A 12,748-nucleotide genomic window follows, 5' to 3' on the forward strand; every position below is an offset into this window, starting at 1 on the left:
GTGTAGATTAGTACTGATTCACAATAATTGCGCTGAAATTGAGTCAATCGTATTACAAATACTCTTATTGATACTGGCTCATTACTTGCAATTTTTCGAGAACATGACCACATGTAGAGAATAATAGGCTAACAGTGGGAAATATTTACACTATCAATGTAAGGATTACTTATGAAATACTCAAGATTTGCTGCAATGATCATCACCTCAACCATTGCTATGTTTGTCATGATGTATCTCAACACTTACGCAGTATCACATATATGGTTTAGTGAAACGCGTATCTATATGTCGTTGTATATGGGAGCAGGTATGGCAATGATCATGCTGGCCTTTATGCTTGGCATGTACAGTAACAAGAAGCTCAACATGGCTATTTTTCTATTGGCGACAATACTGTTCGCCATATGTCTTTATCTTGTTCGCTCTCAAAGCACAATTTCTGACACTGCCTACATGAAAGCGATGATTCCTCATCACTCCATTGCTATTCTTACTAGTGAGCATTCAACTTTGGAGGATGTACGCGTGCGTGAATTGGCAAATGGTATTATTAAAGCCCAACGAAAAGAAATAAAAGAAATGGAATGGCTGATTAAGGATATTTCTGAAAATGGAAAGGTCAGCTCACAAGCTCAGGCTGAGCAACGACCGCTCCCAAAGTTTGAAGGCACACTGAACAAAGGAGGCTAAGATGACTAAGACAGCTACCCTGTACAGAATGGTCACTGACGAACATATCTGCCCCTATGGTTTAAGGTCGAAAGATTTGCTGGAGAGGCAAGGGTATGATGTAGAAGATCATAAGCTCACGTCAAGACAACAAGCTGATGACTTCAAAGATAAGCATGATGTCAAAACTACGCCACAAACCTTTATTGAAGGAAAGCGTGTCGGAGGATACGATGACTTAAGAGAGTATTTTGGTAAAGATGAAGCAGGTCAAACTGGCACAACCTACACGCCAGTTGTAGCCATTTTCTCGATAGCTGCACTTCTTGCTGTCGCATCTCAACATTTTGCTTCCGGCTCATTTATCTCCATCAGAACACTGATGCTATTTATAGCTTTTTCAATGACGCTCTTAGCGGTGCAAAAACTGAAAGACCTATACAGTTTCACAAATTCGTTTATTACTTATGATTTACTAGCGATGAGATGGATAAGATATGGTTATATTTATCCCTTCATTGAAGCATATGCAGGTATTGGTATGGTTGCCCAACTACAGCCTCTCGCAGTGGCACCATTTTCATTGTTTATCGGCACAGTTGGAGCAATTTCAGTTTTCAAAGCCGTTTACATTGACAAACGCCAGTTAAAGTGTGCCTGTGTAGGCGGCGATAGCAGTGTGCCACTTGGATTTGTATCGCTATCTGAAAACTTATTTATGATCGCGGGAGCATTGATTATGCTGCTGATGTAAAGGTATAGCTCTATTCGGCGGCCCCTTAACTGTTAAGATTAGACCTAGGATGCCAGCCCACACCTTTCTAATCCATATGTAACATTTTTTTCTGTCGTACTGGCATCAAGATAACCAGAACTGAGCAAACAATCTCAAAGGTTGTACAAAATAACACTAAAGCTTTTTCATTAAGTTTTATTGTTATGCTCTTGTGGTGGCTTTCGCCACCACTTTATTAGTTTTCAAGTTCCACCATATCTTTCGCTGCAATGTCACCAGACACTAGCTTTACAGTTGCGAAATGATCATTCACAATTTTAGTAATTTGTACCGTTCCTACCTTTTCGATAGTGTAGGGATCTTCACCTTCACTCAATACTATTCTTTCATGGAATCTAATAACACTGTATTTTTGCCCAACCTCTGCGCCATGCTTAGCACCAATACAGATTAGAGTTCGATTATCAGAACTTTCTACTACCTGACCTCTCATCATGTATTTATGATAAAAAGTGGTATTGGAACAACCCACTAAATATAAACCGAATGTAAGCAATAAAAGAGCTTTTATATAGGGTGTTTTCATCACTGTTACCTCATTTGACTAACTAATTATCTATACACTTTTTTATGAATTCATTTGTTTTTCCGGCCAGCCCCCGAAGGTGCTTGATGACAACTCCAAGGCTTATGAACAGAGTTATCTTTGATGTTCTGATCAACAAATTTATAGTAACTTTCTTTAGTATGTGTCCACCAATCATCATGAACATCTGCGCCATACTTACGGATTACCTCCTCAATCCCATCAAGGCTTACGTTTGCGGCATCATAGGCAAGGTGTATTTCACCTTCTTTGATGTTGTAACTAACTTCATCTATACCAAAAAGCTGATCTATTTCTTTTACTAACTCGTCACAGCTTTCTTCTGTGACATGGCTAAGCTTTAGATTTCGAACAACTAAATTTTGCTCTCTAACGCCAACTCTATGATCTAAATCGCTCATAATTTTTCTCCTAATGTTTGTGTGAATGCTGTTGATTGCTATCTTTCATTTCTTCCATTTTCCGGTTCATCTGCGGCATCATGTTCTCCATCATTTCTAAATGATGTTCAGTCATCTTGATTTGTTGATGCATTGGCATTTCTTCCATGTTTTTGTGCATGGATTGCATCATCTTCATCATTGAACGGTGATGTTCAACCATCATCTGCTGTTGCTTGTCAGGATCTTTTTCAGTTTTAATGGCATGGACTTCCTTTTTCATTTCCATCATCTTTTTATGCATTTCTCCCATGTTCTCATGTGGTATTGTCATGCCTTGATGCATACCAGCTTTGTTCGCACCTTCATGTTTATGCTCATTGTTTTGGGCAAATAAGCTAGTGGTTATCAGTAGTGAACCAATAAATAAAATTGATTTAATTAACGTTTTCATGATTTTTACCTTCTACACTTTTATTAAAACTTGGGATCCAACTTGGTGTCGATTCCATATACCTGTGGTACTCCGAACCAAATTCAGCAATCGCCTGTGCTTCTTCGCGTTTCGCTAGCTTGACGTAAACAACGACTAAGATCGGAAACATCGCAAGTGTTGGGATTGTCGGCCACTGCAATAAAAAGCCGAACATGATTAGAATGAAAGCTACATACTGTGGGTGGCGACATCTTGCATACCATCCAGTTGTAGCCAATTGATGATGTTTTTGCGCGTGATGCAATACATTCCATGCTGAAGACAACATAAAGAAACCTGCAACAATAAACACCATACTCACTATATGAAATGGGTCCCAATGGGCATCACCTTGAAATCCAAAGAAAGTATGTAATAAATGCCCATTTTCATGCGCAAAGAAATTTACTTCTGGATAGGTCTCCGTCAGCCACCCCGACAGAAAATAGATAGTTAAAGGAAAGCCATACATTTCAGTAAATAGGGCAACAATAAAGGCAGAGAACGCGCTTAGACTTCTCCAATCAGTTGATGTTTTTGGTTTGACAAAACTAAAGGCAAAAAAGATAAAAATTGCTGAGTTCAGTATCACCATTGACCATAAGCCATAATCATATGTTTCATTCATCACTGCTCTCCTTTTTATGTGATTCCTTACGTGCCTTTTCTAAGCCTTGTATGTAGCCATCGCGATAGGCTGCATTTTTATCCGTGAGTTCTTGAAAGCTCTCTTCCTTTTTTTCATCAGGCGCATGTGAATGATCGTGACCATGTTTACCATGACTGCCATGCATAAATACGTGCATCAAGGGGCATAGCAATAAAATCAAGTAGGGAAGAAATTGCAGCGTATGTTGACCATGCTCAAGCACTAAGAAGTAGGTCACTGCGGCAATAAGTGCCAGTGCAGCCCAGCCTGTAGGTGTTGACCAAAAATTAGGGTGTTGATTTTTCATATTGCCCTCCTAAACGACTTTTAAGACACCGCGATACATTTGCATCTGACAGTGAAACTCATGCTCTCCCGGTGACAAGTTTAATAAGGTAATTTGAGTAATTTCATTTAACTTAAGCTGTTCGCTTATATCCAATGAAGGAATAAGCATTGTTTCAGCGCAGGGGGATTGATCTTTGCGTATAAACTTCAAGGTAACAGGTTGGCTAGCAGACACCTGAATTGAGGATGGGGAATACACGCCATCCCTCACTTCAATGAGTACTTCATTACCTTGAACGATTGTTTTATTGGGTTTATATAGCCAAAACCACCAAACAATCAGCGCGATTAACATTAAGCCTAATAAGTTAATTAACATCATCGCTCTTCTCCTTAATGCTCTTTTGCTTTAAAAAAGCGAAGTCGATTTGCATTTGACACCACAGTCAATGACGAAAACGCCATTGCAGCACCTGCAATTACAGGGCTAAGCAGAATGCCAAAGAAGGGATATAGAACCCCCGCAGCAAAAGGAATCCCGGCTACGTTATAGACAAACGCGCCAAACAAGTTTTGTTTGATATTTCGTAAAGTAGCTTTGCTTACCGCTATGGCATCGGCAAGGCCATGAAGTGAACCACGCATTAGGGTAATGTCAGCACTTTCGATAGCTACATCAGTCCCTGTGCCTATGGCGAATCCAACATCGGCTAACGCTAGCGCAGGAGCATCGTTGATGCCATCTCCTGTCATACCAACAATTTCGCCACTGCCTTGTAGCTCTTTCACCTTGTTGGCTTTATCTTCTGGCAGCACCTCAGCAAGAAATTCGCTAATACCTGCTTTTTTGGCAACAGCGGCAGCGGTTTCCTTGTTATCACCTGTTAACATGATGACGCGTATACCATTAGCCTGAAGCCGTTTGATAGCAGAGATTGAGTCTGACTTAATGGGATCTGCGACAGCAATGATTGCGGCAAGTTCACCATCTACAGCAAAGTACATAGGTGTTTTGGCTTCTTTGGCTAAAGACTGAGCTTTTCCAACAAAGCCTGTGAGGTCTATGCCTTTTAACTTCATTAGTTTATCGTTACCAAAAAGCAGGACTTTATTGTTACAGTTTGCTTCTACACCAAAACCCGTAATAGCATTAAACGATTCAATTTTTAGTAACTCAATATCCTTATCTAAAGCACTTTCAACAATCGCTTGCGCTAAAGGGTGCTCTGAGCCGCTTTCTAAACTTGCTGCAAGCTGTAGTACGTCTTTTTCGTCAGTAGCTTTTGCTAAAACAATATCGGTTACCTTAGGTGCCCCTTCAGTAATAGTGCCCGTTTTATCTAAAATCATGGCAGTGATTTTAGAGGCGGTTTGCAGTGCCTCACCGTTGCGAATAAGTACTCCGGCTTCTGCTGCTTTTCCTACTCCGACCATGACAGACATGGGTGTTGCCAAGCCTAAAGCACACGGGCAGGCAATAATAAGCACAGTAGTTGCTGATACGATAGCAAAAGCAATTGCTGGCTCAGGGCCAAAGTTAAGCCATGCTAACGCACTTAACACCGAGATGATCATGACTACAGGAACGAAATAGGCGGAAATAACATCGGCCAAGCGGCCAATCGGCGGTTTTGAATTTTGCGCTCGTTTCACCATATTGATGATCTGTGCAAGCGCCGTGTCTTTACCAACGCGTGTCGCTCTAAATAAAATCATGCCTGATTTGTTCAAAGTACCAGCGACAACCTCATCTTCTTCGGCTTTTTCAACAGGCATAGGTTCGCCTGTCAGCATGGACTCATCAATAGAGGTGTGTCCTTCCAATACAACGCCATCCACGGGAATTTTTTCACCCGGCTTTACTTTCACAACATCATGAAGCAAAACCTGTTCGATACCTATCTGAACCTCTTTATTATCACGAACTACAGTTGCCGTTTTGGCCTGCAAGCCGATAAGACGTTTAATGGCCTCAGAGGTTTTACCTCTGGCTTTTATTTCTAATGCTAGACCTAAATCAATTAAGCCAATGATCATGGCGGTAGCTTCAAAATAGACATGTCGTGCCATCAATGGAACGGCGTCAGGTGCAAACACGACAACCATCGAATACACCCAAGCTGTACCTGTTCCTAAAGCTATTAGAGTGTCCATATTAGCGGAGTGGTTTTTAAAGCTTTTCCATGCTCCTACATAGAAATGCTTACCTGAAAAATACATAACGCCAAAAGTTAAAATGCCTACAACTAGCCAAGACATGCGTTCAAGGTTTGTTTCAACCGTCATTTCTCCAACCACAATGCTGTAGATCATCAAAGGAACGCCGAGTGAAAGGGCAATAAACGTATCGCGCATTAGCTTTTTGTAATATGCCCAATCCGCCGCCTCTTTCTCATCAAGCGCATCTGTTGCTGAGCTATCATCAATTGGCTTCGCGTTATACCCCACTGACTCAACAGCTTTGATCAATTCTTCTGTTTTAGCTGTCCCATAAACTGTTACTGTCCTATCAGCAAAATTCATTTCCGCACTGACGACTCCAAGAGTTGCCTTCAACGCCCCTTCAATTTTGCCTACACAGCTAGCACACCCAGCGCCTTCAATGATAAGCTGTTGGTTATGTGATACTTTCTCCAACGTATTCTCCTTAGTTTTACACGAAGAGGATTGAGCTTTTGCCTGACAGCAACAGCCTGATTCAGTTTTTATATTTGTGTTAGTAGCCACCCTTTTTCCTCCTATGCTTTTTTAATTTGCTCAAAGTTTTCGATGAGATGACAAACCATGTTTGCAGTCGGTGCCTTGTCTTCCATTTCTTCCCACTGAGAAAGCGCAGAAGACATTTTTCCTCGAAGTGCCAACATTGCTTGAAACTGCTTTTCTGTTTCTTCAAGCCGCTCTTTGATCAGGCTTCTGACTAATGGGCACGCACTTTTACCATCTTCAGATTCATTAATAATTTCCTTGATATCTGCAACGGAAAAACCAAGGTTTCTGGCACTTAAAATGAATTTAAGTCTCGATACTTCTTTATTCGAGTATGACTTGTAGCCGTTCACTGACTTAGCAGGTTTTAACAATCCTAATCTGGTGTAATAGCGCACCGTATCAGCAGTCGTTCCAAGGCTTTTTGCCAGCTCCGCAACTTTCATATTCACTCCTCAGTTTTTAGCTAAGTTTGTACTCTCATCTTCAGCTTAGACCTGTGTCTAAGACACAGGTCAAGTACTAATTCTAGTGAATAAGCTAAAAACTAATTTTTTGGTAAAAGAGAAATCTCGGCCAAAATCGACAGCATTAAGTACTGTAAATGGCAATAGTTTGAGAATTTTCATAGTGCCTTCAAAATATCGTACTAATCGTTCAAAACAATTGATTATTTAAATCAATGAATAAGTCATTCTATTTTTGATGGGAGTGGCGAAAAAAAGACGCACTGATCCCGTGATTAGCCAATAATTGGTGGACGATAAAGTAAGAGATGGATACCAGATTTTGGTAGAGGTGTACGCTGTAGAAATAGCTCAGAGTAAATATTGCAAATACCTTCCTCTTGCGCTTGCACAAGATAGGCATTTAAATGAAAGCTTGAACAAAATCCCCCCTCACAACAAACACAATCACTAGCTTTGCATTTTTCACAGACTTCATCACCATGACGGTGTTTAGAGTCTTGCGAGTTTACAGTGTGATAGTGACTATTGTCATTCATTGATTGATGGTGAATATTTTTGCTTCGTTGCATAATATGCGTGTCGGAAGATCCATTTTGATGTTCTTCACAATTCATTGGCTTAGCTGTAGCAAAACTATGCTGCGTAAGCAACACAGTTATTATCACTATTTTAAACCACCTGAAAAGTCCAAACATTATCATTCCTTCTTTAGCTCCTACAATATTAGCCACTTTATAAAAATAATTTTATGATCTTGATCAACCTTTGAACTAAAACCTAAACTTTTTACTTTTTTAAACAGCTTAAACTTAACAAGTATAAAAGGGGTGTCTAATTTAGACTCATGAGATTGAAGCCAAGCATGAGCACCATTAAAAAAATAAAAACCCTACGCTCATAACTAGGTATTGAGTAAGGGATCATTTTTCCAATTGTTCAGCTTTAAGCACAGTACTTTGCAACAATCGGTTCTATCCCGAGCACACCCAATTCCCGTTCATCAAAAGTGATAAAATGGCCTATTGTACGTCTTTCAATGGCGATGTTTTTTGGCTTGACTCTTTAACCTTAAACATTCGCCAACTTTACTTCTTAGCTGATATTCCACCTTGATAGGTATACACCAGACTGGCACCGACTGAAAACAAGAAGTAGCTTACTATTACTGCTCTTAGTTCTTTCCAAAAAAACTATTAGCTAGGCCTTTTCTAACATAACTAAAATGGTTTAAATCCCAAAAAACGAAAGCTACCATCAATATAGTTGCGGTAGCTCTCATCAAGTCAATATAGTATTTCTTCACATCAGAGCCAGAACTTGATACCTGCAACAAAAGCAGTATCACGCGTACTTTGCCCATTTAACTTCGCAAAGTCGGCTGTATTACCAAATTTATTTGTCCACTCAACGCCAACATAGGGAGCAAACTGGCGGGTAAACTCATAACGAACCCGAAAACCAATAGCACTGCTAGATAAGCCACTACCAAGGTTATTTTGGACGTCATCCTTACCGTAAAGCGTCAACTCTGCTCGTGGTTGAACAATTAACTTTTGAGTAAGTAATAGCTCATACTCAGCTTCGATCGAAAATGCACTATTACCTTGCTCTCCTAAATACGCAGTCATATCAATTTCAAACCAGTAGGGGGCTAGACCTTGTAAACCAAAAGCTAGCCATTTGCGGTTTTCACCTTCGTTATTGTAATCAAGTCGAATACCGACTTGTGTATCCCAATAAGCAGATATTGCGTGGCCCCATAGAAAATCTGTTTGGTTCTCCTCTAAATTACCTTCGCTAAAATCTCCCTCAGTTTTGATGACTAATCTATCAAAAGTAGTGCCATACCATGCCTGAAAGTCAAAAACACCTGCGTTTGTTTGCTCATTATATTCAAGACGATCCCCTAGTAGCGCGTAAAATGAATGCTCATCTGCCAAAGTCAGTCGTTTGTCGCTATTGAGTGCATAAGGACCTTCAGTCAATGTTGTACCTGCGGCATAAGCATGAGGGTCTCTAGCATCTTTAGGTGCATCTCCACCTTGTGCTTGCATTTTAGAATCACCCATCTCAGTCATCTCATCTTTTGCAGATACAGATACACTTATAAGGGGCAAACCTATTAATAATAGTTTTAACGTATTGGTTAGTATTAATTTTCTCATGATACAACTACCTCTCTAAACATACCTGCATCCATGTGGAATAATAAATGGCAATGCCATGCCCAGCGACCTACGTCATGAGGTGTTGTTAAAAAACTAATTCTTTGCGCTGGTTGTACAGGGATAGTATGGCGACGAACCTGTACATCACCTTTTTCATTCTCCAAATCGCTCCACATACCATGCAGGTGCATTGGATGTGTCATCATTGTATCGTTTTGTAAAATAACTCTTAAACGTTGATTATGCTTCATGTGAACTGGCGTGCTTTTTCCAAATTCCAAACCATCAAATGACCAGCTATAACGCTCCATGTTTCCAGTTAAATGTAATTCAATTTCAGCCTCTGGCTCTTGCTGGTTTGTAATTCCCTCAAGAGAATGTAAATCTGCAAGTGTTAAAACACGGCGTCCATTTTTACGTAAACCTATACCGGGATCATCAAGGTTTGTTCTAGGCATATCAACACGCATATCAACAGAAGCTCCATACTCTGTTTTTGCATGACGCACTTTAGTGCTAGCAACAGCTAATGGGTTTTTAGTCATTCCATGTTTACTATGATCCATTGCCATCGCTCCATGACCCATTGCACTATGATCCATTTTATTAGAATTCATGCCCGACATACCTGCCGTATCAGCCATTGTAGAATGCACACTATCATGGGTCATATTGCCCATCATATCTGTCATCGTTAACCACTCAACGGGGTCTAAAGAAGGTACTGGTGCATCAACGTTAGGTGCCATTGATAAAGTACCTTTAGCATAACCTGAGCGATCCATGCTTTGTGCAAAAATCGTATATGCATCATTTTTTGGCTCGACAAGTACATCATAAGTTTCACCGGGACCAAATCTAAATTCATCTACTGTCACAGGTTCAACATTTTGTCCATCAGCTTGTACAACTGTTAACTTCAGCTCAGGTATTCTTACATCAAAAAACGTATTGCTAGAACCGTTAATAAATCTAAGCCTAACCTTTTCGCCAGCTTTAAACATTCCACGCCAATTTGTCAAAGGCGCACAACCATTCATTAAAAAAGTCATTGCAGATGCTGATAAGTCTGCAAGATCTGTAGGGTTCATTCTCATTTTATTCCACATTTCCCGGCGTTGTAGCGCATTTGAAACGCTGCTATTTGAAATGTCATCAAAAAACTCTGGAACAGTAGGTTGATTAAAGTTAAATACATCGCTCTGTACTTTTAACTTGCGAAACAAATCCATTGGGTCATCATCAGTCCAATCAGACAATTGAATGACATGCTCATTGTCAGCACTAATAATATCCTTTTCTCTTGGCTCAATAATTAATGCGCCGTACATACCTGTCATTTCTTGAAAGCCACTGTGTGAGTGATACCAATATGTGCCGCTTTGTTGCAGCTTAAATTTATAAACAAAGGTTTCACCCGGCATTATACCTTTAAAGCTAATACCCGGTACGCCATCCATTTGATACGGAAGAATGATCCCATGCCAATGAATTGAACTCGGCACTGATAATTTATTAGTTACCCTGATAGTAACGTCATCACCTTCTCTGAGGCGCAAGGTAGGAGCTGGTATTGAGCCATTGATTGTTGTAGCCATTCTTACAACACCTGTGAAGTTTACGGGTGACTCATCTATCACTAAATCTATTACTTCTCCACTTAGTTCGGGCGCAGTACCTGTTGAAGTTCCAGCAATCAAAGATGAAGCTGCATGAAGAACACTTGGAAAAGCAGCTAATACACCGCCAGCAGCTAATCCTTGTACAAAGCGTCTACGTGGCGTAGAAACTTGATGTAATGGATTGTTGTTTCTCATTTTACTCTCCGTTGTTTGACCAATAAATTAATGTGACCAATGAATGTGCTTAATCTTCCATTCACCATTTTGTTTTTCCAGCACCATCGTTTCCATGCCTTGATAATCGCGTTCAACACCTTTATGAGTACCTGTAGTTTGACTGCGCGACGCAGAGATAGCGGTATTTCCAAGTATCGTCACTTGATGTTCAAGTGTGTCGCTCTTCATCGCTGCTAAATACTTCATATCCGACAACATATGATGATGAGCATATTCATCAGCGCTCCTTTCAACGCGGCCTCCCTCGAAAATGGTGACATCATCCGCTAACTGCGCTCTAGCCTGTTTTTGATTGCCAGTTTCAAGTGCTTGATGAAATGCCAAAACAACTTTTGCGGCAGGGGTATCTATACCTTTAAACAAACCTTTGTCTTTGTTCTTATCACCATGAGCGTTTGTTGCGAAACTAAACGTCATTAATAAAACGAGTAATATATTTATTGTTTTCATTTTCATTCTCTCTTTTAGGTTTTAATTTGCAGGGCCAACAACACTAGTAAGCCCAGCCGTTACAGATAAAATGGCAAAAGCTACTACCATTTCTATCGAGATAGATTTAGATAAAGCCTCTCTGCCTTGACTATTTTTAAGTTGTGGAACGAGTATTAGTTTATGTTTAGCAGCAAGTGCCAAAATAGACACTACAAGAGCCAATTTAAACAACAGTGTTTGTCCGTAACTTGAGCTTATTAGTGCATCAAGACTTCCGACCAATTGAATCACGAGCCAGAGGCCTGCTACCAACAATAGGCTCAATGTAAAACTTGCTTGTTTGCCAAAGCTTTCCATCAGCAAATGAAGTTCTGCATAACTTAGCTGATGGCAAGCCTGTTTTAGTGGCAATAACGCCCCAAACCACCATGCCATAACGAGCACATGCAAAATAAGCAAGCCTTTTTCAATTGTGCCTAACTCAGAAATATGACCCAGTAACGTGAATGAGTATGCAAGGATTAATAAACTCAACATTAAAGCGCTTTGTTTTAAGTACGAGTTCACAGCGAATTTGAACCTTAAAGCTAAAGCGATTATTGCGGTAACTAGCCCAAGCGCTCGAAGCAAAGCTCCAGTGCCGACAGAGGAGTCCCACATAATAGCCAATATATCAGCGTCTATCGCCCCCTGAATTCCCTCTTCTGCCATTGCACCAGTACTGGCAAAGAACCAAGTAATATTAGCGATCAAAGCCATAACTATATAAGTTCTTGTCCACGTTAAATTCGCTATTACAGCATTACTATGAGATTCATTATGCTCAAAAATTTGTCTGAAAAATGTATAGCCGGCAATACAGGCAAAGCCGACGTAAAATACAATTTTTGACAGTACAATGACTGTATTCCAGATATACATTTCCATATCAATCACACAGCCTTACTAATGAACCATAAAGCCGAAGCTATCTTTCATTTTATGTCCATCTTTACCTAAATAGGTCACATCAACGATATAGTTTGTTGGAGCTAATTTAGGTAGTTCCCATGAAAACTCTCTGGAAGCTTCTTTTGATGGTTTAAAGTCAAATTTAATATTTTCACCTTTTTTATTTTTCAACGTAACTTTAACTACACGTACCTCTTTGCTAAATCCCAATGTCAATTTTTCTGGAGTATTCATTAGCATTGCATTATCAGCAGGCACGCTTTTTTCAAGATGCACATGTGCAAATACTGCACTACTAAAAACAACACTGATTATGGTTAAAAGTTTAATTAATGTTTTCATATATACCTCTATT

General features: G+C 40.0%; 16 protein-coding genes. 2 read left to right on the forward strand and 14 right to left on the reverse strand.

The features are described from left to right. Nucleotides 1-171: 171 nt before the first annotated feature. Nucleotides 172-693: a DUF305 domain-containing protein gene (locus GZH31_RS13175; protein WP_016708237.1), complete on the forward strand. Its 522-nt coding sequence runs from the start codon at nt 172-174 to the stop codon at nt 691-693. A gap of 1 nt (nt 694) precedes the next feature. After that, nucleotides 695-1,426: a MauE/DoxX family redox-associated membrane protein gene (locus GZH31_RS13180; protein ID WP_016708238.1), complete on the forward strand. Its 732-nt coding sequence runs from the start codon at nt 695-697 to the stop codon at nt 1,424-1,426. Between the two features lie 217 nt (nt 1,427-1,643). On the opposite strand, the gene GZH31_RS13185 is transcribed toward GZH31_RS13180, so the two are convergent. From GZH31_RS13185 to GZH31_RS13250, 14 genes are all read right to left on the reverse strand, one after another. Further along, complete coding sequence (locus GZH31_RS13185) at nt 1,644-1,994, reverse strand: hypothetical protein (RefSeq protein WP_004589646.1); 351 nt, start codon at nt 1,992-1,994, stop codon at nt 1,644-1,646. A 50-nt stretch (nt 1,995-2,044) separates the two neighbouring features. After that, nucleotides 2,045-2,416: a hypothetical protein gene (locus GZH31_RS13190; RefSeq protein WP_016708239.1), complete on the reverse strand. Its 372-nt coding sequence runs from the start codon at nt 2,414-2,416 to the stop codon at nt 2,045-2,047. 10 nt (nt 2,417-2,426) lie between these two features. Next, the gene (locus GZH31_RS13195; protein WP_016708240.1) at nt 2,427-2,849 is read right to left on the reverse strand and encodes a hypothetical protein; all 423 of its coding nucleotides are present in this window, start codon (nt 2,847-2,849) and stop codon (nt 2,427-2,429) included. Then, a complete protein-coding gene (locus tag GZH31_RS13200; RefSeq protein WP_016708241.1) occupies nt 2,833-3,498 on the reverse strand; it encodes an isoprenylcysteine carboxylmethyltransferase family protein in 666 nt (221 codons plus the stop codon). Before GZH31_RS13200 ends, GZH31_RS13195 begins: the two co-directional genes overlap by 17 nt. After that, nucleotides 3,491-3,826 carry a DUF2933 domain-containing protein gene (locus tag GZH31_RS13205; RefSeq protein WP_016708242.1) on the reverse strand — a complete coding sequence of 112 codons (336 nt, stop codon included), beginning with the start codon at nt 3,824-3,826 and terminating at the stop codon, nt 3,491-3,493. The genes GZH31_RS13200 and GZH31_RS13205 overlap by 8 nt, the downstream gene beginning before the upstream one ends. 9 nt (nt 3,827-3,835) lie before the next feature. After that, entirely contained in the window at nt 3,836-4,189 is a 354-nt protein-coding gene (locus tag GZH31_RS13210) for a cupredoxin domain-containing protein (RefSeq protein WP_045979597.1), read from the reverse strand. Between the two features lie 11 nt (nt 4,190-4,200). After that, a complete protein-coding gene (locus GZH31_RS13215) occupies nt 4,201-6,444 on the reverse strand; it encodes a heavy metal translocating P-type ATPase (protein WP_016708243.1) in 2,244 nt (747 codons plus the stop codon). 101 nt (nt 6,445-6,545) lie between these two features. Next, nucleotides 6,546-6,959, reverse strand: coding sequence for a MerR family transcriptional regulator (locus tag GZH31_RS13220; protein WP_016708244.1), 414 nt, complete (start codon nt 6,957-6,959; stop codon nt 6,546-6,548). Nucleotides 6,960-7,255: 296 nt separating this feature from the next. Beyond that, nucleotides 7,256-7,714, reverse strand: coding sequence for a hypothetical protein (locus GZH31_RS13225; protein ID WP_257473660.1), 459 nt, complete (start codon nt 7,712-7,714; stop codon nt 7,256-7,258). A 573-nt stretch (nt 7,715-8,287) separates the two neighbouring features. Then, nucleotides 8,288-9,148 carry a copper resistance protein B gene (locus tag GZH31_RS13230; RefSeq protein ID WP_016708246.1) on the reverse strand — a complete coding sequence of 287 codons (861 nt, stop codon included), beginning with the start codon at nt 9,146-9,148 and terminating at the stop codon, nt 8,288-8,290. After that, nucleotides 9,145-10,968, reverse strand: a complete 1,824-nt coding sequence (locus tag GZH31_RS13235) for a copper resistance system multicopper oxidase (RefSeq protein WP_016708247.1) — start codon at nt 10,966-10,968, stop codon at nt 9,145-9,147. Before GZH31_RS13235 ends, GZH31_RS13230 begins: the two co-directional genes overlap by 4 nt. 27 nt (nt 10,969-10,995) lie before the next feature. Then, nucleotides 10,996-11,466, reverse strand: coding sequence for a DUF4440 domain-containing protein (locus GZH31_RS13240; RefSeq protein WP_016708248.1), 471 nt, complete (start codon nt 11,464-11,466; stop codon nt 10,996-10,998). Between the two features lie 15 nt (nt 11,467-11,481). Beyond that, on the reverse strand, nt 11,482-12,369 hold the full coding sequence (locus tag GZH31_RS13245) for a copper resistance D family protein (RefSeq protein WP_016708249.1): 888 nt from the start codon (nt 12,367-12,369) through the stop codon (nt 11,482-11,484). Nucleotides 12,370-12,387: 18 nt separating this feature from the next. Then, nucleotides 12,388-12,735, reverse strand: a complete 348-nt coding sequence (locus GZH31_RS13250) for a copper resistance CopC family protein (RefSeq protein ID WP_016708251.1) — start codon at nt 12,733-12,735, stop codon at nt 12,388-12,390. Nucleotides 12,736-12,748: the final 13 nt, after the last annotated feature.

This window comes from Pseudoalteromonas sp. JSTW (genome assembly GCF_013423925.1).
GTDB lineage: Bacteria > Pseudomonadota > Gammaproteobacteria > Enterobacterales > Alteromonadaceae > Pseudoalteromonas > Pseudoalteromonas lipolytica.

Bases quoted from the DNA above. Each gene is read 5' to 3' on its own strand.
- GZH31_RS13220 (WP_016708244.1), bottom strand. From the start codon at position 6,959: ATGAAAGTTGCGGAGCTGGCAAAAAGCCTTGGAACGACTGCTGATACG.
- GZH31_RS13175 (WP_016708237.1), top strand. From the start codon at position 172: ATGAAATACTCAAGATTTGCTGCAATGATCATCACCTCAACCATTGCT.
- GZH31_RS13235 (WP_016708247.1), bottom strand. From the start codon at position 10,968: ATGAGAAACAACAATCCATTACATCAAGTTTCTACGCCACGTAGACGC.
- GZH31_RS13240 (WP_016708248.1), bottom strand. From the start codon at position 11,466: ATGAAAATGAAAACAATAAATATATTACTCGTTTTATTAATGACGTTT.
- GZH31_RS13180 (WP_016708238.1), top strand. From the start codon at position 695: ATGACTAAGACAGCTACCCTGTACAGAATGGTCACTGACGAACATATC.
- GZH31_RS13245 (WP_016708249.1), bottom strand. From the start codon at position 12,369: ATGGAAATGTATATCTGGAATACAGTCATTGTACTGTCAAAAATTGTA.
- GZH31_RS13195 (WP_016708240.1), bottom strand. From the start codon at position 2,849: ATGAAAACGTTAATTAAATCAATTTTATTTATTGGTTCACTACTGATA.
- GZH31_RS13250 (WP_016708251.1), bottom strand. From the start codon at position 12,735: ATGAAAACATTAATTAAACTTTTAACCATAATCAGTGTTGTTTTTAGT.
- GZH31_RS13200 (WP_016708241.1), bottom strand. From the start codon at position 3,498: ATGAATGAAACATATGATTATGGCTTATGGTCAATGGTGATACTGAAC.
- GZH31_RS13230 (WP_016708246.1), bottom strand. From the start codon at position 9,148: ATGAGAAAATTAATACTAACCAATACGTTAAAACTATTATTAATAGGT.
- GZH31_RS13185 (WP_004589646.1), bottom strand. From the start codon at position 1,994: ATGAAAACACCCTATATAAAAGCTCTTTTATTGCTTACATTCGGTTTA.
- GZH31_RS13190 (WP_016708239.1), bottom strand. From the start codon at position 2,416: ATGAGCGATTTAGATCATAGAGTTGGCGTTAGAGAGCAAAATTTAGTT.
- GZH31_RS13205 (WP_016708242.1), bottom strand. From the start codon at position 3,826: ATGAAAAATCAACACCCTAATTTTTGGTCAACACCTACAGGCTGGGCT.
- GZH31_RS13210 (WP_045979597.1), bottom strand. From the start codon at position 4,189: ATGATGTTAATTAACTTATTAGGCTTAATGTTAATCGCGCTGATTGTT.